Annotated in this window: 16 protein-coding genes; 9 read left to right on the plus strand and 7 right to left on the minus strand. The window is 55.5% G+C overall.

Features of this window, described 5'->3' with window-relative positions; genetic code table 11:
- Window positions 1–75: 75 nt before the first annotated feature.
- The 4 genes from E5C26_RS11570 to E5C26_RS11585 all read left to right on the plus strand — a co-directional run bounded on the left by E5C26_RS11570 (window position 76) and on the right by E5C26_RS11585 (window position 3,589).
- Complete coding sequence (locus tag E5C26_RS11570) at window positions 76–1,032, plus strand: 2-keto-3-deoxygluconate permease (RefSeq protein WP_135316427.1); 957 nt, start codon at window positions 76–78, stop codon at window positions 1,030–1,032.
- 21 nt (window positions 1,033–1,053) lie between these two features.
- Window positions 1,054–1,395, plus strand: a complete 342-nt coding sequence (locus tag E5C26_RS11575) for a UxaA family hydrolase (RefSeq protein WP_206194262.1) — start codon at window positions 1,054–1,056, stop codon at window positions 1,393–1,395.
- A gap of 11 nt (window positions 1,396–1,406) precedes the next feature.
- Window positions 1,407–2,579, plus strand: coding sequence for a UxaA family hydrolase (locus E5C26_RS11580; protein ID WP_135316428.1), 1,173 nt, complete (start codon window positions 1,407–1,409; stop codon window positions 2,577–2,579).
- Window positions 2,580–2,839: 260 nt separating this feature from the next.
- The gene (locus E5C26_RS11585) at window positions 2,840–3,589 is read left to right on the plus strand and encodes a FadR/GntR family transcriptional regulator (protein WP_167796644.1); all 750 of its coding nucleotides are present in this window, start codon (window positions 2,840–2,842) and stop codon (window positions 3,587–3,589) included.
- Between the two features lie 38 nt (window positions 3,590–3,627).
- Here the strand turns inward: E5C26_RS11585 and E5C26_RS11590 are convergent, their stop codons facing one another.
- Both E5C26_RS11590 and malX read right to left on the minus strand, forming a co-directional pair.
- On the minus strand, window positions 3,628–4,809 hold the full coding sequence (locus tag E5C26_RS11590; protein WP_135316430.1) for a MalY/PatB family protein: 1,182 nt from the start codon (window positions 4,807–4,809) through the stop codon (window positions 3,628–3,630).
- Window positions 4,802–6,421 carry a maltose/glucose-specific PTS transporter subunit IIBC gene (gene malX, locus E5C26_RS11595; protein ID WP_135316431.1) on the minus strand — a complete coding sequence of 540 codons (1,620 nt, stop codon included), beginning with the start codon at window positions 6,419–6,421 and terminating at the stop codon, window positions 4,802–4,804. Before malX ends, E5C26_RS11590 begins: the two co-directional genes overlap by 8 nt.
- 224 nt (window positions 6,422–6,645) lie before the next feature.
- On the opposite strand from malX, the gene E5C26_RS11600 reads away from it, so the two are divergent.
- Entirely contained in the window at window positions 6,646–7,677 is a 1,032-nt protein-coding gene (locus E5C26_RS11600) for a Mal regulon transcriptional regulator MalI (RefSeq protein WP_135316432.1), read from the plus strand.
- A 2-nt stretch (window positions 7,678–7,679) separates the two neighbouring features.
- On the opposite strand, the gene E5C26_RS11605 is transcribed toward E5C26_RS11600, so the two are convergent.
- Window positions 7,680–8,567 carry a LysR family transcriptional regulator gene (locus tag E5C26_RS11605; RefSeq protein ID WP_206194263.1) on the minus strand — a complete coding sequence of 296 codons (888 nt, stop codon included), beginning with the start codon at window positions 8,565–8,567 and terminating at the stop codon, window positions 7,680–7,682.
- Window positions 8,568–8,758: 191 nt separating this feature from the next.
- Here E5C26_RS11605 and ampC point away from each other — a divergent pair, with 191 nt between their 5' ends.
- Entirely contained in the window at window positions 8,759–9,895 is a 1,137-nt protein-coding gene (gene ampC, locus E5C26_RS11610) for a class C beta-lactamase (RefSeq protein ID WP_135316433.1), read from the plus strand.
- A 47-nt stretch (window positions 9,896–9,942) separates the two neighbouring features.
- On the opposite strand, the gene E5C26_RS11615 is transcribed toward ampC, so the two are convergent.
- Both E5C26_RS11615 and manA read right to left on the minus strand, forming a co-directional pair.
- Window positions 9,943–11,472: a YdgA family protein gene (locus E5C26_RS11615; protein WP_135316434.1), complete on the minus strand. Its 1,530-nt coding sequence runs from the start codon at window positions 11,470–11,472 to the stop codon at window positions 9,943–9,945.
- 141 nt (window positions 11,473–11,613) lie between these two features.
- Window positions 11,614–12,792: a mannose-6-phosphate isomerase gene (manA, locus tag E5C26_RS11620; RefSeq protein ID WP_135316435.1), complete on the minus strand. Its 1,179-nt coding sequence runs from the start codon at window positions 12,790–12,792 to the stop codon at window positions 11,614–11,616.
- A 470-nt stretch (window positions 12,793–13,262) separates the two neighbouring features.
- On the opposite strand from manA, the gene E5C26_RS11625 reads away from it, so the two are divergent.
- Together E5C26_RS11625 and fumC are read left to right on the plus strand one after the other, a co-directional pair.
- The gene (locus E5C26_RS11625; RefSeq protein WP_135316436.1) at window positions 13,263–13,595 is read left to right on the plus strand and encodes a hypothetical protein; all 333 of its coding nucleotides are present in this window, start codon (window positions 13,263–13,265) and stop codon (window positions 13,593–13,595) included.
- 254 nt (window positions 13,596–13,849) lie between these two features.
- Entirely contained in the window at window positions 13,850–15,247 is a 1,398-nt protein-coding gene (gene fumC, locus E5C26_RS11630; RefSeq protein WP_135316437.1) for a class II fumarate hydratase, read from the plus strand.
- Between the two features lie 26 nt (window positions 15,248–15,273).
- Here fumC and tus read toward each other — a convergent pair whose 3' ends face one another.
- Complete coding sequence (gene tus / locus E5C26_RS11635; protein ID WP_135316668.1) at window positions 15,274–16,212, minus strand: DNA replication terminus site-binding protein; 939 nt, start codon at window positions 16,210–16,212, stop codon at window positions 15,274–15,276.
- 155 nt (window positions 16,213–16,367) lie between these two features.
- Window positions 16,368–17,633 carry an MFS transporter gene (locus E5C26_RS11640; protein WP_206194273.1) on the minus strand — a complete coding sequence of 422 codons (1,266 nt, stop codon included), beginning with the start codon at window positions 17,631–17,633 and terminating at the stop codon, window positions 16,368–16,370.
- Between the two features lie 145 nt (window positions 17,634–17,778).
- Here E5C26_RS11640 and E5C26_RS11645 point away from each other — a divergent pair, with 145 nt between their 5' ends.
- A complete protein-coding gene (locus E5C26_RS11645) occupies window positions 17,779–18,669 on the plus strand; it encodes a LysR family transcriptional regulator (RefSeq protein ID WP_135316439.1) in 891 nt (296 codons plus the stop codon).
- Window positions 18,670–18,824 lie beyond the last annotated feature (155 nt).

Consider the following 18,824-nt stretch of genomic DNA (forward strand, 5'->3'; position numbering starts at 1 on the left):
GCAAGCAAAACGCATCGCGCCGTATCACCAGCCTCTATAACTCTTGAATCAGCAGGCTGACACTACGAGGTTCCAATGAAAATTATGAAGACCATGCAGCGTTTTCCCGGCGGCATGATGGTGATCCCATTATTGCTGGCGGCGCTGCTGAACACTTTCTTTCCGCATGCACTACGGATTGGCGGGTTTACCGAGCAACTGTTCGTGTTCGGATCTTCCCCGCTGATCGCCTTGTATTTGCTGTGCGCTGCCGCTGGCATCAATGTGCGCAAGGTGGGGCGGCCGCTGGAGAAAGGGGCGGTGCTTTTTGTGGCTAAAGTGGTGTCCGGTATCGTCATTGGCTTGATTGTGGCGCACTTCTACGGCGTTAAAGGCCTGCTGGGAATTTCCCCCCTGGCGTTAATTCCGGCCATGACGGCGATCAACGGCGGGCTGTTCGGCGGCCTGGCCGGTGAATTCGGGGATAACACCGACGTGGGAGCGTTAGCTCCGGTACTGCTTGGTTGCAGCCCGTTCTTTACGTTAATTGCGCTGGGGGCTTCCGGCTTGATCAGCGTGCCCTATAGCGCCTTGTTCGCCGTTATCTTCCCGATGATTGTCGGTTTCGTGCTTGGCAACCTGGACGAGGACTGGAAAGAGATGCTGACCAAAGCGCAAAACTTCCTGGTGCCGTTCTTCGCCTGGTCACTGGGGATGAACCTTAACTTTCATCAGTTGGTGGCGGCGGGCATGCAAGGCATCGTTTTGGGGCTGATTACGCTGGTGGTTACCGGTGGACTGGGCTTCCTCGGTTATCGGTGGTTCTTCCGTGATACCAAACCGGCGATTGGCGCTGCAATAGGGACGACGGCGGGGCTGTCAGTAGCCTTTCCTGCGGTAGTGGCCCAGGTGGCCCCCGGTTTTACTCATCTGGCGGCGGTAGCGGCGGCACAAATTTCATCCGCGGTGATAGTCACCGCCATTTTATGTCCCCTGGTGGTCTCGTTGCTGGCTAAACGCTCGGCGCGCCAGACGGCCAAACAATTTCAGTAATTATTGCAAACGAGGTTAAAAATGTCACAGTCAAAGGTTTTGGCATTAAAAATTATGCCTTGTGATAGCGTTGCCACCGTATTGGAAGATGTCCATAACGGCGATGTTATTACTGTAAAAGATAAATCAGGCAATACCCAACAGATTACCGCTGGTGCTGATATTCCATTCGGTCACAAGATCGCCGTTGGTGAATTAAATGTCGGTGATGAAGTGCTTAAATATGGGGAGAGTTTGGGTGTGGCCACGAAGAAAGTGGTTATAGGTGACTACGTGCATACCCATAATTTAGAAAGCCAGTATGGTCGTGGTGATATTAATCACGGTGGCCAGGTTATTCACACCCGCGCTTCCCGTTATTAGGAGATATTATAATGAATAACGAATTTAAATGGTTTGGCTATCGCCGGGAAAATGGTCAGGTAGGCTCACGCAATATCGTGGCTATTATTCCGGCCACCGTCTGCGTAACCGAAATTGCCCAGGCCATTGTTTATAACACTCAGATGTCCAAAGCGTTACTGCACCATTGCGGCTGTTGCCAATTGATGCCGGATCTGAACCTGGTGACCGAAACCCTGGGCCGTTTGGGCTCTCACCCCAACGTCGGTGCAGCACTGGTGATTAGCCTGGGTTGTGAAGGTTCCAACGCCGATGAAATCGTCGCGCAGATTGCTTCTACCGGTCGCCCGGTAGAAAAAATCGTGATGCAGGAATTGGGGGGCACCAGCCGGGCTATCCAGCAGGGTATCGACCTGGTGCAGAAAATGGCGATTGCCATTTCCGCTCAGCAGCGCAGCGAGGCGGGTCTGGAAGATCTGGTGATGGGCATCAAATGCGGTTCGTCCGACACCACCTCCGGCCTGTCGTCCAACATGGTGATCGGCCAGATGTCGGACCGTATTGTGGATGCCTGCGGCACGGTGTTGTTTGGTGAAACCACTGAGTTTATGGGAGCAGAACATATTCTTGCCCGCCGCGGCCGGACACCGGAAGTGGGGCAGCGAATTTATAAAATCGTCGATGCCATGGAGAAAAGGGCAATGGCGGTCGGTGTGGATATGCGTAACGGCCAACCTACGCCGGGCAACATTGCCGGTGGGTTATCCACCATCGAGGAAAAATCCCTTGGCGCTATCAATAAATCCGGCTCGCGGACTATCGAAGGTGTGCTGGACTACGCCGATGTGGTGCCGGGCAAAGGGTTATGGATTAAGGATTCACCGGGGTTTGAGCCAGAAATTCTGACCGGTATCGCCGCCGGCGGGGCACAGGGCATCGTGTTTTCTACCGGGCGTGGGGCGCCACAGGGCTTCCCGATTGTACCGGTGCTGAAAATTTGCGGTAATCCGCGTACCTATCAGCAGCTTTCCCACGATATGGATATCGATGCCGGGCAGATCATTCTGGGCAACAAGTCGATTGAACAGGTGACAGAAGAAACCTTGACGGTGTTTATGCGGGTGTTGTCTGGTGAGCTGACCAAATCTGAGGCCATCAACTACAACCGCACCATGGATATACATACTTACGGCCCTAAAATTTAATACCTGCCTGCACTTCAGGTTGCCCCCACGCTATATCCGTTCGGCGTGGGGCTTTTTAAATCGTCAGAACCCAACGGGGCAGGCAGGTGACTCATGTTAAAATTACATTTGTATATGACGCTAATTTTTACATTACTGTTAATCAATTATTATTTTATATTTATTGCCAGCCGTTAAACTCGTTTCCCCTCAATGGCCCCGTGCTTGTGGCTCCTGCCGTGATGTATGATAATTAAATAGTTAAAAACAGGAGCGACATGATGTCTGCACAGTTATTTACCCCTATCCAACGTGGCGACCGACAACGGGGTGCTACCTTAGCCATGCTGGTTTATGAAGCCCTCAAGGATGCTATCGTCAGCGGTCGAATCAAACCGGGTGAATGGCTGCCGGTTCAGCGCGAACTGGAAGAGCAACTGGGGGTTTCCCGTCCGCCAATCCGTGAAGCCTTGACCAAGTTGCAAGCCGAGGGGGTGTTGACCGGCGGGCAGGGTAATGGTCTGCAGGTAGCTGATATGTTCGAGGATGCCTTGGCTTCTCCTCTGAGCAACTTACTGATCTCCAATCCTCAGGTGCGGTTAGATATTCTGGAGTTTCGTCGCTTGCTGGAAGGTGCCGCCGCTTTCTATGCCGCCAAGCGCAGCACGCCGCAGGAGCATCAGCATTTGCGCCAGCTTTACCAGGAACTGGCGTGGGCTTATACGCAAGGAACCTTGCAGGAAGCTGCACGGGCGGATGCAAAATTTCACCTGGGCATTATTGAGGCGGCCCATAATCAGGCCATGCTGAGCGTAATGAGCGGTTTTTATTCGGTGTTGCAGGATTCGGTGCTGGATGCGGCTGACACTATTCGCCGTGACAAGCAGAACTGGGATGAGACCGATCGCCACCATCAGCAGCTGCTGCAGGCGATCATCGCCGGTGATGCGGAGCTGGCTCAGAAACTGGCCTGTGAACACCTGACCTTCCTGCATTCGACGCTGTCTTCTTCACAGCCGACCCTTCCTTAAAAGACCGGCTCCCCTATAACGCAAGAGGAGCCGCGCGATTATCTTTCCTCCCGCAGCGATTTCAGCCCGCTTATCAGCTTATCCATACCGGCCTCTACCTTGCTGCGCGGGCAACCGACGTTCAGCCGCAGGAAGCCACGGCCTTCTTCGCCATAGGTAAAGCCGGGCATGATGGCGACTTTTTCCTTTTCGATCAGCACCTGTTGTAACTGGCGGTCGTCAATACCCAGCGCGCGCAGATCGATCCAGGCCAGATAGGTGGCCTGCGGCGGTTGCCAGCCAAGCTGCGGGAACGCCTGATTGAGCCGTTCGGCGACGTAAGTCAGGTTGTCTTGCAAGTAATCGCGCAGTGCATCCAGCCAGGGTTCGCCGTGGCGATAAGCGGCAATATGCGCCAGTACAGCCAACACCGCCGGGGACGACAGCCCATCCCGGCTTTTGAGTTGCTGAGTGTAGGCGTCGCGCGTGGCATCATCGCTGATAAAACCGTAGGCCCCGGTCAGCGCCGGGATATTGAAGGTTTTTGAACCTGAGGTCAGCAATGCCCAGGGTGTGGTCGCGACCTGGCTCCATGGCGTATGGCGTTGCTCGCCCCAAACCATATCCATATGGATCTCATCGCTGATCACCCGCACATCGTGGCGCTCGCACAGTTCGGCCATGTGTTGCAGTTCTTCCTTGCGCCACACCTTACCGGTCGGGTTATGCGGGCTGCATAGCAACAAAATTTTGGTTTGCGGCCGTGCCAGTAAGGCTTCCAGATGGGCCATATCGCACTGCCAGTCGTTACCCTGTTTGTGCAACGGACAGGCCAGCAGTTGGCGCTGATTCCCAAGGATCACTTTATAAAAAGCATCATAGGCCGGCGTGTGCGTGACGACATATTCACCCGCTGCCGACCACAGACGGATTAATTGCGCCACCATGTAAATCACCGATGGGCCATACACCGCCATTTGGGTGTCGATGGGGGTAGTAAAACGCTGCTGATACCAGTGGCGTACCGCCCCGAGAAAATCCTCGTGTTGCCAGCGGCTGTAGCCCAGTACGCCATGCTGCAGTCGCTGCTGCAGCGCCTCGAGAATGCAGGGGGCGGTAGCGAAGTCCATATCGGAAATGGTGAACGGCAGCAGATCGTCGCTGCCAAAACGGTCAGCGACGTAATCCCATTGCGTGCACCAGGTGCCGTGGCGATCGATAGGGGTGGAAAAATCAAACATTAGACGCTCCCTGCAGGGCGGTGGCAGGTTGTGCCGCCGCTATCAGTGAGTCTAATTCATCTTTCACCGATTGCACCTGCGGGCCAATCACCACCTGCAAATTATGTTCATTGAGATGCACCACGCCGATGGCACGATTGGCTTTCAGTGCCGCGTCGTCCACCTTGCTCATGTCGTCGACCGACAGACGCAGGCGGGTGATGCAGTTATCCAGCGAAACGATATTCTGCGCGCCGCCCAGTGCGGCCAGAATGGCCGGTACGTTATAGCCGGATTTGCCGACTGCGCCCACGGGGGCACTCTGGCTGGCGGCAGATTCACTCTCGCGACCCGGCGTTTTGATGTTAAAGCGCTGGATGGAGAAGCGGAAAATGGCATAGTAAGCGGCGAACCAGATGGCGGCGACGATCGGCACCAGATACCACTTGGTGGCGGTGCCGTGCAGGATGCCGAACACCACGAAGTCGATGATATTGCCGTCGGTGTTGCCGATGGTCACACCCAGTAGCGCCATCACGGTGAAGCCCAGCCCGGTCAGGATCGCGTGGATAAGATAGAGGAATGGCGCGACAAACAGGAACAGGAACTCAATCGGTTCGGTGGTGCCACCGACCACGCAGGCCACCACGCCGGAGATCAGCAGGCCCTTAATCTTATGACGGTTTTCCGGTTTGGCGCAGTGGTACATCGCCAGCGCCGCCCCCGGCAGGCCACCGAGGAAGGCCGGCATCTTGCCCTGGGACAGGAAGCGGGTGGCGCTTTCGGCAAAGCCGGTGGTGGTCGGGCAAGAGAGCTGCGCCTGGAAAATGGTCAGCGCGCCGCTCACGCTATGGCCGCAAACGTCCAGCGTGCCGCCCGCTTCGGTAAAGCGAATCAACGCCACCAAAATATGGTGCAGACCGAATGGCAGCAGCAGGCGCTCACCGGTACCGAAAATCATGGGCCCAAAGGCGCCGGCACCATTAATCACCCAGCCCAGACCGTTGATACCGGCAGCGAACCACGGCCAAATCAATGGAATGACCAACCCGCACAGACCCAGCACCACGGTGGTGACGATCGGCACAAAACGTGTACCGCCAAAGAACGCCAATGCATCCGGTAAACGGATGGTGTTAAAGCGTTCATGCAGCAGATAAACAATAATACCGACGATGACCGCGCCTAAAATCCCCGTGTCGATCGACTGAATACCGAGGATGTTCTGGATGTTGTTGGCTTTCAACACCAGCGGATCGGTGGTGGGCAAGATGCCGGTGGTGGTCAGGTAGAAGTTGGTGGCCAGATTCAGCACCGCAAAGCCGACAAAGCCGGAGAAGGCGGCGACCCCTTTGTTTTCACGCGCCATGCCCAGCGGAATGGCGATGGCGAACATCACCGGCAGGAAGCTAAAGGCAAAGGAACCGATCTTGCTCATCCAGGTGAACAGCAACTGGAAGGCCGGGTGGCCGATAAACGGCAGCAGGGTGATGACATCACGGCTGCTCAGCGAACTGCCGATACCCAGCATGATGCCGCAGAACGACAGCAAGGCGACGGGCAGCATGAATGTTTTGCCCAGGCTCTGGAAAAACTCCCAGAGCGTGATTTTTTGTTTTTTAGGTGCTGGCATAACCGGCGGCTCCTGGCGAAAAACGTGCGAAAGTGGTGTGTACCCCTGTTAGGTAAAAATAAGATAAAACGTTTTACCTAGCAAAAATGCGCCGCTAATCACAATTTCAGCCCGCACTTTGCGGCGACAATGCTGACGCCAGTAAAACGTTTTACTGGTCAAACCGATTCGGTATACCATTTGCTGCAAGATGCCCAATGCCCAGGATCGGGCTAGCAGAGGTTATGACCATCAAAAAGATCACCATCACCGATGTCGCACAGCAGGCCGGCGTCTCCGTTACGACCGTTTCGCTGGTGCTTAGCGGCAAAGGGCGCATTTCACCCACCACCGTAGCGCGGGTGAACCAGGCGATCGAGCGCCTTGGCTACGTACGTAACCGTCAGGCGGCAACGTTGCGCGGCGGGGAGTCCGGCGTGATTGGTCTGATCCTGCGTGATATTTGCGAGCCGTTTTATGCGGAAATGACCGCGGGCCTGAGTGAGGTGCTGGAGGCGCACGGCAAAGTGCTGTTTCTGACCCAAAGTGGTCGTGAAGGCAAAGGACTGATGCGCTGTTTTGATACGCTGCTGGAACATGGGGTCGACGGTATGGTGCTGGCGGGGGGGGTACGCTCGGCCGAGGGCCTGAAGGAAAAGGCCGCAGAGCAGGGGGTGCCGCTGGTATGCGCTGCGCGCTCGAATGGGGTGGAAGGAGTCGATGTGGTGCGGCCGGACAATATGCAGGCGGCAAAAATGGCCACCGAATTCCTGATCAAACGCGGCCACAGCCAAATCGCCTATCTGGGCGGGCAAAGCAGCTCGTTGACCCGTGCCGAACGCCTGGGGGGCTTTTGTGCCACCCTGGTGCAATATGGTCTGCCTTTCCGCTCCGACTGGATTGTCGAGTGTGACTGTCATCAACGGGCGGCGGCAGAGGCGGTGGAAAACCTGCTACGGCAACATCCCAATATCAGCGCGCTGGTTTGCCACAAGGCCTCGGTGGCGCTGGGAGCTTATTTTGGCATTGTGCGTAGTGGCCGCAGCATCGGTTCTGAAGGTGTGGATAGCTACTACGGGCAGCAGGTGGCGTTGATTGGTTTTGGCGATGTACCTGAGGCCGAACTGACCGAACCGCCGCTGACGCTGGTCTCCAGTTCCGCGCGAGAAGTGGGGCGCAGCGCCGCCTCACGCTTACTGCAACGGATCGCCGACGCCGAGTTACCGCCGCAAAACGTGATTCTGCCGCCATTGTTGATCAAGCGCGGTTCGGCCTGACCTCAATGCTGTTCGTCATTGACCTGCTGCTGGATCCAACTGACAAACACTTTCATGGCCGGGGTCAAATCACGTGACTTCAGGTGCGTCAGCCAGTAGCCGCCGAGATCCGCTTCGGCGCTGAAAGGCCGCTGTAACAGACCTTCACGCAGCTCCCGAGCAAACATCCGTGCCGGGGCCAGCGCGACACCGCCGCTGTGGATCGCCCCTTCCACCATCAGTCGGGAAGAGTCGAACACCGGGCCGTTGATGCGCCATGGAGTTACCTGTGCGGCGGCAAACCAGCGTTCCCATTCGTCTTTCCGGTAGCTGCGCATCAGCAATTGGTGTTGCAGATCCTGCGGCGTATGGAGTTGCCTGGCCACTTCCGGTGGGCAGAGCACCGTCAGCGGAGCATCAAATAACTTGAGGTTGTGGGTCGCCGGCCAGCGGCCTTCGCCAAAACGGATAGCGAAGTCCATCCCGTCGGCGGACAGGTTAACCAGGTTATTGTTGGTTAACACCCGCAGATCGATAAACGGATGCGCTTCTCTGAACGCCGCCAGGCGGGGCATCAGCCAGCCGACGGCAAAGGTGCCGACCACCGCGACCGTCAGCACCTCATGGAAATGCCCGCCCTCAAACTGTTGCAACACCGATTCAATGCGATCGAAAGCGTCGGTCAATATCGGCAACAGCGCCTGTCCTTCTTCAGTCAAATCCAACCCACGCGGCAGACGACGGAACAGTTGAATGCCCAGTTGCTGTTCCAGCGTACGCACCTGCTGGCTGACGGCAGCCTGGGTGACGCTCAGTTCCAGCCCGGCGCGGGTAAAGTTCAGGTGACGAGCGGAGGATTCAAACGCCCGCAGGGCATTGAGGGGAAGTCGGTTACGCATAAAGTTAGCCATAAGTTTTTCTTTATGCTGGCTGAAATTCTTATCGCTTGTCAACCCAGGGATAAACCCTGATATTTAGCCTGCTGGTGCGGAATTAACGCAGTCAGAAAAGGAATAACACCATCATCCAAGGATATCCTCGCGTCGACAGGCAATAAAATCTTTTGCCATCGGCCGATACCCTGCAACCCAAGAGCTTTCACATGACCAAAATAAATCGCCTGGCGGCCGCGTTGTTGGCCGCAATGATCCTGCCGGCAGGCCATGCCGCCGACAAAGCCGAGATTGACGCCATTATTCAGCCATTGATGCAAAAATATGGCGTGCCGGGCATGGCCATCGCCGTGTCGGTGGACGGGAAACAGCAGTTTTATGATTATGGCGTGGCGTCCAAACAGACCGGCAAGCCGATCACCAATCAGACCTTGTTTGAAGTGGGCTCATTGAGCAAAACCTTCACCGCCACGCTGGCGGCCTACGCGCAAAATGAGGGCAAACTGTCGTTCGCCGAACCGGCCAGCCATTACCTGCCTGAGCTGCGTGGCAGCGCCTTTGACCACGTCAGCTTGCTGAACCTGGCGACACATACCTCCGGCTTGCCGCTGTTTGTTCCGGATGATGTGACCAATGACGCGCAATTGATGGCGTATTACAAAAACTGGCAGCCGCCACATGCCGTGGGGAGCTATCGGGTTTATTCCAACCTGGGTATTGGCATGCTGGGGATGATCACCGCCAAAAGCCTGAACCAACCTTTTGCGCAGGCGATGGAAAAACAGTTGCTGCCGGCTTTGGGCATGAACCACAGCTACGTTAATGTTCCGGCTGCGCAGATGGATAACTACGCTCAGGGCTACAACAAGAAAGACCAACCGGTGCGAGTCACGCCCGGCCCGTTGGACGCAGAATCCTACGGCATCAAATCCAATGCCAAGGATCTGGTCCGTTACCTTGAAGCCAACATGCAGGTGGCCAAGGTGGGGGATAAGTGGCGCAAGGCCCTGGCGGCGACCCATACCGGTTACTACCGAGCCGGGGTGTTCACCCAGGATCTGATGTGGGAAAGCTACGCTTATCCGGTGGCATTGCCCAAGCTGACGGAAGGCAACAACGCCGGGATGATCATGAACGGCACTCCAGCCACCGCTATCACTCCGCCGCAGAAAGAGCAAAGCGCTGCCTGGTATAATAAAACCGGCTCGACCGGTGGGTTCTCCACCTATGCGGTATTCATCCCATCGAAGAAAATCGCCGTGGTGATGCTGGCCAACAAATGGTTCCCGAACGACGATCGGGTTGCGGCCACCTACCAGTTGGTACAGGCGTTGGATAAGCGCTAAGCAGAGATAAAACAGGGGCCCGATTGAGCGGGCCCCGAGGGGAAATATTACTGGGCTGGTACCGGAGCAGGGACTGCGTCCGGAGCCGGCGTTTCGACCGGGCCAGGTGCGCCCAGCAGGCCGAAGGTGCCGATGAACTCTTGCAGCGACATCTTGTTGCCGTTCAGGTCAACCTGGTTGTCGGCGTAATGGAAGCTGCTACCGATCACCCCGTCTTTCAGGGTCGTCAGTTTGAACATCTGACCCATGGCCGCCAAACCCTGCACCTGCTGCTGTGCCAGTTTCTGCGCTTCTTCAGCGCTGTAGCCTTGCAGCAACGCGGTTTGCGAGGTGGTTTCGGTCGCCATCGCTACTGGAATGCTCAGATTGGCGTCCAGTTTTTTCACTGAACGGGCAATCAGCTGATCCGGCGACTCTGCCGGGGAACCGGCCTGCGCAGGATCGGTCAGGTCCAGGTTCAGGGTAAAGGTACTTTCACCCTTGCTGTTTTTCCAGCTCAGCGGTGCAATGCTGATGCTTGGGTTACCTTTCAACAGCAGCGGCAGGTTCTGCAGCAGGATGTCGGTGGTTTGCTGCTGGTAGGCAACCGGATCCATAGTTTGCGCCTGTTGCAGCATCTGCATAGCCTGCTGGTTGTAGCGGTCGGCAAACTCTTTCAGTGATTTGGCGTCCAGTTTGTCGATTTTCAACGACAGCTTGCCGGAGCCAAAGTCGCTGTTCTGAATTTTCAGCGCGTCCATGGTGTAATCAATCTGGCCGTTCAGGTTAGTGTCTTTCTCACCGAACTGGCTTGCCAGCTTGAAGCCGTCCAGCGTCAGGGTCTCTTTACCGTCAACGGCAACCTTGACCTGTTTCAGCTCCATGTTCTGGTTACCCAGGCTGAGATCGAACTGCCCGGCGTGGGTCTGGCTTTTCAGCGAGAAGCCCTGCAATTGAACCTGCTCGGTCTGACCAAACTGGTTCGGGCCGCTGATCACTGCGTTGTCGCTGTTGGCGTCCAGCGTGATGGCTTTCATATCGCGTGACACGTCGGCATTGATGGTCGCACCGCTAAATTTCAGCGAGGACTTGTCTTTCTGGTATTCCAGCGGGATCACGTCAATGGCTGACGAAGTATCACCACTGTAGGAGATGCGGGAATCGGCGGTGAACAGCGATTTGCCCTTGGTGATTTCAAACAGACCCTTGGTGGCTGGGGTATTTTCCAGCTCGGTATGCACCGACGCCATGCTTGGCAGCAGATTGAATTTTTTCAACTGGGCAAACGGGAAGGGACCATGGTCGATGGTTTCCATAAACGCCACTTCATCACCGGCTTTCAGCGGCGCATCATCGGTGGTGACACTGCCGTCAGCGCGCAGGACATAGCGAATTTTACTGCTGAAAATGCCACGCTGGTAATTTTCATAACCCAGTTTGACACCGGCTTTCGGTAGGTAGGCTTTCAGCTGGCTGTTGGCGTTATCAACCACTTCACCCATCCGTTGTTCGATCAGTTTGCCGGTGTACCAGGAAGCCCCGGTCCATGCCGCGCCAAGAACCACAATGACGCTAACAGCGACTAACGATTTTTTCATAGTTCTGTTCATCCTTATTAAGCCATCTGTCTCAAACAGATGGATGGGCAAATATGGGCCAATAAAAAAACGCCCGCAGGCGTTTAATTGTGAAGGTAAGCCACTCTTTCAGCAACCAATTTGCGGAAATTTACCGTGCGTTTACGCCAACAGGTTATAAACGCGGGCGATTCGACCCGTGCCGCTGACGCTGACCGGCGATTCGAACGCGCCGATAAAGCAGGATTCACCCGGCTTGAGCACCAGTTGTTGGTCCTGTTTGGTTAATACTGCTTCACCTTCAACGCAGAACACAATGGCTGCGCTGTTTTGCGCCAGCGCCTGTGGGGTAGCGGAAAGGTCATGCAGCGAGAAGGCGAAGTCTTCCACCGGGATCGGGAAGAACAGTTCGTCACCGCGCTTTTGCGGCTGGGTCAGCAGGCCGGATGCCGGCTGTGGACGGAACTGCAGATTAGCTAACAGTTCTGGAATATCGATGAATTTTGGCGTCAGACCGGCACGCAGCACGTTGTCCGAGTTAGCCATTACTTCCAGCGCCACACCCTTGAGGTAGGCGTGCGGCGTTTCGGCATACAGGAACATCGCTTCACCCGGCTGGAGCTGTACCACGTTCAGCAGCAGCGGTGAGAACAGGCCGCTGTCTTCCGGATAAAAACCGGCGATAAAGCGGATGGTGTCCCAGGTTTCGCCCTGTTGGTTATTCAGCGCGGCTTTCAGCACACCCAGCGCCAGCGATTTCTGCTCGCCGCTCATCGCCAGCAGGCTGGCAAACAGGGATGACAGATGGCTGACATCCGGTTGTTGCAGGAAGGCGGCGATATCATGATGGGCACCGGCGATCGGCTGCAGCAGGGAAACAATATCGGACAGTTCGCGGAAGCCATTCATCGCCAGGAAAGGCGTCAGGGCGAACACCAGCTCCGGCTTGTGGTTAGGATCTTTATAGTTGCGTTCAGCCGCGTCCAGTGGAATGCCGGCGGCATTTTCTTTGGCGAAACCTGCCTCAGCGGCGGATTTGCTTGGGTGCACCTGAATCGACAGCGGCTGATCGGCACACAGCACCTTGAACAGGAACGGCAATTCGCCAAAGCGACCGGCAACCTTGGCTCCCAGTTGCTTGGGCTGATCTTCATCAATGACATCGCGCAACGAGCGCAAATTGCCGTCGGCACCGACCACGCGAGAGCTGCTTTTCGGATGCGCCCCCATCCACAGTTCGGCCATCGGTTGCCCTTGAGGGTTGGCGATGCCATACAGTTGGGTTAACGCGTCGTGGCTGCCCCATGCATAGTTTTGCACTGCGTTGGTCATTTTTTGCATCTTGATAAACATCCTTTGCGTTCGCCGCCTGGGGGCGGTAGTTGCTGACTGTGAAAAACCTGGTGCGCCTTATCCTACACTTGAACCTCGGCGCAAAAGCGGGGCGCGATCAAACAAGTGGTGCGGCTGCATTGTTTCTGCCGCGACTCAAGGCCGTCAAAGTATAACGTGATAGCAACTATTGCCACAATTCAGCTGTCGGTTGGCAACGGGAAGAGAGTGTTTAAAAAAACGCCGATATATTCTCCGGGGAATATAAAAAATGACCGAGGAGGGTGTTTGGTCCTTTGGCATTATTTTCTATTTCAAACTGTGATTTTTGCATTGAATTATTACCGGCTGAATATCTTTCTCATCATATTCATTTCGATTTCATCGCTAATCACACAACTAGCTAAATTTATTTCCCAGCGTCACTATAGAGTGCGTGCCAATAATCCAATCTAAATATTATTAGCATCGAGGCGTTGATGAAAAAACTGTTACTGGCTCTGGTTCTTTGTACTTCGGGCGCCAATGCGGCCGTCGTGGTTACCCACGCTTATGGCTATGGCGTCGCGCGGCCGGTTATTGTGGCACCACGACCTATTGTGGTGGTGCCAAGGCCGGTGGTAATCACGCCTGCGCCCGTCGTAGTGTCTGCTGCGCCGGTGGTGGCTACGCCGGTCATTCACCCGGTTACCGCTGTTGCCGGAGCCGTCGGTGTGGGTGTCTATCGCCATAATGAACGTCAGGACGCTTATGATGAAATCAATCATCTGCAGGACCAACGAATTAACGCCTATAATCAACATCACCATTAATCTTCTGACTGGAAATAAATAATCAGAGCGCCAGACGGCGCTTTTTTTATTGCTGACGTTCGCCTTGTGGACCGAGAAAGTTTACTGGCCAATAATGGCCGTACAATAAACGGGGCATATGGCGAAAAAATGCTGTGAGCCAACTCTCTTAATGCGAATAGTTATTATGCCACTATACTGGTTGGGGTGTGCCGGCGGGCATGAGTGCGTTGGCGTAATCGTACATTTTTAGGAATTGTACTAAGGAGATCGTGATGGCAGCCGTTCGTATTGAAAAAGACTCTATGGGACCCATCGAAGTACCGGCAGATCGGCTATGGGGGGCGCAAACTCAGCGCTCACTGGAGCACTTCCGCATTTCTTCCGAAAAGATGCCGACCGCCTTGATCCATGCTCTGGCGTTGACCAAACGCGCGGCGGCCAGCGTGAATATGGACCTGGGTTTACTGCCTGCCGAGCGTGCCAACGCCATTATCAGCGCCGCCGATGAAGTGCTGGCAGATCAGCATACGGAAGAATTCCCGTTATCCATCTGGCAAACCGGTTCCGGTACCCAGACCAACATGAACATGAATGAAGTGCTGGCCAACCGCGCCAGTGAGTTACTGGGTGGCGTGCGTGGCGAAGAACGACGGGTACATCCGAATGACGACGTCAACAAAAGCCAAAGCTCCAACGACGTGTTTCCGACCGCGATGCACGTGGCCGCGGTGATCGCGGTGCGTGAGCACCTGATCCCCGAACTGAAAGTGCTGCATAAAACTCTAAGCAACAAGGCGGAAGCCTACCGCGATATCGTCAAAATTGGCCGCACCCACTTGCAGGACGCGACCCCTCTGACTCTCGGCCAGGAGATTTCCGGCTGGGCAGCCATGTTGGCGCATAACCTGCAGCACATTGAAGCCAGTATCCCGCATATCTGTGAGCTGGCGCTGGGCGGTACCGCCGTGGGTACGGGGCTCAATACCCATCCGGAATATGCGGTTCGCGTCGCCAAAGCGCTGGCTGAACTGACCGGGCAGCCGTTCATTACCGCGCCCAACAAATTTGAAGCGCTGGCCACCTGCGACGCGTTGGTGCATGGCCACGGCGCACTGAAAGGGCTGGCGGCTTCGCTAATGAAAATTGCCAACGATGTACGCTGGTTATCCTCCGGCCCGCGTTGTGGCATCGGGGAGATTTCTATTCCGGAAAACGAACCGGGCAGTTCCATCATGCCGGGCAAGGTCAACCCAACCCAGTGCGAAGCGATGACCATGCTGTGCGCGCAGGTGTTGGGCAACGACGTAGCGGTGAATATCGGCGGCGCTTCCGGCAACTTTGAGTTAAACGTGTTCCGGCCGATGGTGATCCACAACTATTTGCAATCAATTCGCCTGCTGGCCGACGGTATGCAGGGCTTTAATGAGCATTGTGCGGTGGGCATCGAACCTAACCGTGACCGCATCAGCCAGTTGCTGAATGAGTCACTGATGCTGGTGACCGCGCTCAATACCCATATTGGTTATGACAAAGCGGCAGAAATCGCCAAGAAAGCGCACAAGGAAGGCCTGACGCTGAAAGCCTCGGCGCTGAAGCTGGGCTACCTGACCGAAGAGGAATTTGACCTGTGGGTGCGCCCGGAAGATATGGTCGGCAGCATGAAGAAGTAATTGATGGCATCAACAGCCCTGTAGCCTCAACGAGCAGGTACGTCGGTATACAGATGCAGCCGCTTTACCAGCAGCCGAAGCGGCCTGGCATCCGGTTTGTATTTATGTTTGACCGCAGCGGCGTCGTAATTGAGCAATTCGCCAATTTTTGGCACCTGAGCACCGTTCTCTACCTGGCACAGGGCAATCAGCGGCAGCGGGCAGGGGTGTTGCACCTGCTTTTGCTGCGGCTGATACCATACCCTGGCGATGGGTTGTACCTTTACCGGCCGTTTAATCTTCAGTACCGCCTGCTGGGGCAGGCGGCTGATATCGTCAATCTCGCGACTGACCAGCTCGGCCCATTGCTCACGATTATGCGGTGGCACCGCACGCCCGGCTTTTAGACTCTTTTCCAGCTGCGCCAGGATCTCGTCGCGCTTTACGTTTTTGATAATGTGCTTATTGGCCCAGCCGAAACGCACCGAATCCGGATTGGTCAAAAGGGTGAGGGTACGATAGGCGCTAAGGGTGATTAAGCCGTGCAGGTGGGTGTGGACGAAGTCAAAACGTTGCTCCGGCGCCAGGCCGGAGTCGACGGTGATGATCTGCTCCAGTTCGGCCTTCAGCCGGTTAATCAGGGCAATTTGCTGTTGCAGCGCCAGGTATTCCGGCTGTTCCACCGCCAGGCAAATCACACCGGGCAGGCGTACTGCCGCCTTGCTACTGATGTTGTGTTTGTTGTGATGGATAAACAGCCGCTGATAGTGTTCCAGCGCCAAATCGCGTGCGGCCAGGCCAACATGCTGTTCGACGGCAATCTGCGCCACCGCGTCATGTTCCTTGCCTTTCTCGATTTCGGGCAGGCTAAACACCCGCCCAGCCAGCAAGCGTAATGGCAGGATCTGCTGGTGGAGGCCCGTCAGAGCCTGTTCCAGTTCACTGAAGCAAGCATTCATCCTGCCGATTAAACCGTATTTATCCATCATGCACTCCTATTTTAGTTACAACATACAATAAGAGAATAACAAACGAAAGGGCAACATCAGCAGCAGTGTGGGCAGGGAGACCGAGTGGTCCAGCCTGGCAGAGGTTTTAAGGGGGGTTACCGCCTGCACCAGAGGCAGGCGGCAAGCAGGGATCAAACGCGTGCGGCTTCCGGCAGTTTCTTCAGGTAATGCACGACCAACAGGGCGAGCAGCAGCATCACGCTGATAAAGGCCACCACACCGTTCCAGCCGAAACTGTGCCAGAACACGCCGCCGAGGGTACCGGCGACGCTGGAACCCAAGTAATAACAGAACAGATAAAGTGACGATGCCTGGCCCTTGGCACGGCGCGCGCGGCGACCAATCCAACTGCTGGCAACCGAATGGGCAGCAAAGAAACCGGCGGTGAACAACATCATGCCGATAAAAATAACCGCTACCGGTGCCAGAGCGGTAATCAGGATACCGATCAGCATAATCAGCGTCGAAGCCAACAGTACCGGCCCACGGCCAAAACGGGAAGTCATGGCACCGGCTTTCGGCGAACTGTAGGAACCGGTCAGATACACCACCGACAACAGGCCCACTATCGCCTGGCTGAGGTGATAAGGATCCGACAGCAGGCGATAGCCAATATAGTTGAATAGGGTGACAAAGCTGCCCATCAGCAGAAAACCCTCGGCAAACAGCAGGGGTAAGCCTTTGTCGTGCCAATGCAGGCGGAAGTTAATAAGTAGGGTGCGCGGGCGCAACGAACTGGCACGAAAATGCTTTGATTCGGGCAAAATGCGCCAAAACATGCAGGCGGCGGCCAGCGCGAACACCCCGATCACCGCCAGCGATACCCGCCAGGAGAAGAAGTCGGTCAGTACCCCCGTCACCAGGCGGCCGCTCATGCCGCCGATGGAGTTGCCGCTGATATACAGCCCCATCGAAAAGGCGACAAAACTGGGATGGATCTCTTCGCTCAAATAGGTCATACCGACGGCGGCGACACCGCTCAGCGAAAGGCCTATCAGTGCACGCATCAGCAGAATGCCATGCCAACTGGTCATAAAGGCGCAAATCAGGGTACAGATTGCCGCTAACAGTAGTGCCACCACCATTACTGACTTACGGCCGATGGCGTCGGACAGTGGGCCGGTGAACATCAGACCGATCGCCAAAAGGCCGGTGGACACCGACAGCGACAGGCTGCTTTGTGCTGGGGAAATACCGAAGTCTTGCGACAGAACCGGCAGGATCGGTTGCACGCAATACAGCAAGGCAAAAGTGGCCAGACCGGCAGAGAACAACGCCAGAGTCACGCGCATAAACTGCGGCGTTCCGCGTTCGATGTAGGGTAATTTATTAAGGGTGGAGCGTTGGGTTTTTGGCGCAGCAGCCGCATCGTCGTTGGCGGCCAGCGTCGACGGCATACCGGCCGCAGAACGCACAGGGGTTGTCACAGTCTTTCCTTACCGAACATGGGGTTAAACAAGTACATCTTTGGTTAACAAAATCATAGGGAGAGGGCAGTTTTTTGTCTAATATATTAATAATTAAAATTAAGACGTTAAACATATGAATATCGAGTTAAGACATCTGCGTTATTTTGTCGCCGTGGCGGAAGAGTTGCATTTTGGTCGTGCCGCAGAACGTTTGCGCATCTCTCAGCCGCCGCTTAGCCAGCAGATCCAGGCGCTGGAGGAAATGGTGGGGGCGCGCTTGCTGGCGCGTAACAACCGCAATGTCAGCCTGACGCAGGCGGGGGAAATGTTTCTGAAAGAAGCCTATCAGGTGCTCGATCAGGTAAGTCGTGCTGCCGAGAAAGCGGCACGGTTGGAACGTGGCGAACTGGGCGAATTGACCATAGGTTTCACCTCTTCGGCCCCCTTTATCAGCGTGGTATCGCGCAGCCTGCGAGCTTTTCGCCAGCAGCACCCACAGGTGCATATCAAAATGCGTGAAGTGAATACCAAACAGCAGATTGAACCCTTGCTCAATGGCGAGCTGGATTTGGGGGTGATGCGTAACACGCGTTTGCCGGAGGTATTAAAGCACCAACTTTTGCTGTGCGAACCCCTGGTGGCAGTGGTCCCGGAAGGGCATCCGCTAACCCATGTGGCACCCGGTACGCTGCGCTTCCAACATCTGGCGGAAGAACCCTTCGTCTTTTTCTCGCGCGAAGTGGGAACTGCGCTGCATGACGAAATTTTGTCGCTGCTGGCTAAAGCGGGGATCACCCCTTATATCACCCAGGAAGTCGGTGAGGCGATGACCATCATCGGCCTGGTTTCTTCCGGGTTGGGGATCTCGATTCTGCCGGCGTCTTTCGCCCGGGTTAAAATCGACGGTGTGCAGTATTTGCCGCTGGCGGAACCTGAGGCGATGACTGAAGTTTGGTTGGTGCATCATCGCCAGCGCCCCCTCACGGCAGCGGCCAATTCCTTGATGGCATTACTGTTGCCCTGAATGCCAAACTGGGTAAATTAAACGCAATCCGCAGTGAAAGTGGGGTGAATTTGTGCAGCAAATCACATAACGAATCAAATAGTTGACGCTTTATTACAAAAGCCCCACCATAGCCGATAGTCTTTATTTAGAAGCGCGAAAAATAGTAGGAGCAG

This window comes from Serratia proteamaculans (assembly GCF_004684015.1).
In the GTDB taxonomy this organism is placed as follows: domain Bacteria; phylum Pseudomonadota; class Gammaproteobacteria; order Enterobacterales; family Enterobacteriaceae; genus Serratia; species Serratia proteamaculans_F.

Excerpts from the sequence above, each read along its gene's own strand:
- E5C26_RS11570 (WP_135316427.1), top strand. The coding sequence starts at position 76 with ATGAAAATTATGAAGACCATGCAGCGTTTTCCCGGCGGCATGATGGTG.
- E5C26_RS11575 (WP_206194262.1), top strand. The coding sequence starts at position 1,054 with ATGTCACAGTCAAAGGTTTTGGCATTAAAAATTATGCCTTGTGATAGC.
- E5C26_RS11580 (WP_135316428.1), top strand. The coding sequence starts at position 1,407 with ATGAATAACGAATTTAAATGGTTTGGCTATCGCCGGGAAAATGGTCAG.
- E5C26_RS11585 (WP_167796644.1), top strand. The coding sequence starts at position 2,840 with ATGTCTGCACAGTTATTTACCCCTATCCAACGTGGCGACCGACAACGG.
- E5C26_RS11590 (WP_135316430.1), bottom strand. The coding sequence starts at position 4,809 with ATGTTTGATTTTTCCACCCCTATCGATCGCCACGGCACCTGGTGCACG.
- malX (WP_135316431.1), bottom strand. The coding sequence starts at position 6,421 with ATGCCAGCACCTAAAAAACAAAAAATCACGCTCTGGGAGTTTTTCCAG.
- E5C26_RS11600 (WP_135316432.1), top strand. The coding sequence starts at position 6,646 with ATGACCATCAAAAAGATCACCATCACCGATGTCGCACAGCAGGCCGGC.
- E5C26_RS11605 (WP_206194263.1), bottom strand. The coding sequence starts at position 8,567 with ATGGCTAACTTTATGCGTAACCGACTTCCCCTCAATGCCCTGCGGGCG.
- ampC (WP_135316433.1), top strand. The coding sequence starts at position 8,759 with ATGACCAAAATAAATCGCCTGGCGGCCGCGTTGTTGGCCGCAATGATC.
- E5C26_RS11615 (WP_135316434.1), bottom strand. The coding sequence starts at position 11,472 with ATGAAAAAATCGTTAGTCGCTGTTAGCGTCATTGTGGTTCTTGGCGCG.
- manA (WP_135316435.1), bottom strand. The coding sequence starts at position 12,792 with ATGCAAAAAATGACCAACGCAGTGCAAAACTATGCATGGGGCAGCCAC.
- E5C26_RS11625 (WP_135316436.1), top strand. The coding sequence starts at position 13,263 with ATGAAAAAACTGTTACTGGCTCTGGTTCTTTGTACTTCGGGCGCCAAT.
- fumC (WP_135316437.1), top strand. The coding sequence starts at position 13,850 with ATGGCAGCCGTTCGTATTGAAAAAGACTCTATGGGACCCATCGAAGTA.
- tus (WP_135316668.1), bottom strand. The coding sequence starts at position 16,212 with ATGGATAAATACGGTTTAATCGGCAGGATGAATGCTTGCTTCAGTGAA.
- E5C26_RS11640 (WP_206194273.1), bottom strand. The coding sequence starts at position 17,633 with ATGCCGTCGACGCTGGCCGCCAACGACGATGCGGCTGCTGCGCCAAAA.
- E5C26_RS11645 (WP_135316439.1), top strand. The coding sequence starts at position 17,779 with ATGAATATCGAGTTAAGACATCTGCGTTATTTTGTCGCCGTGGCGGAA.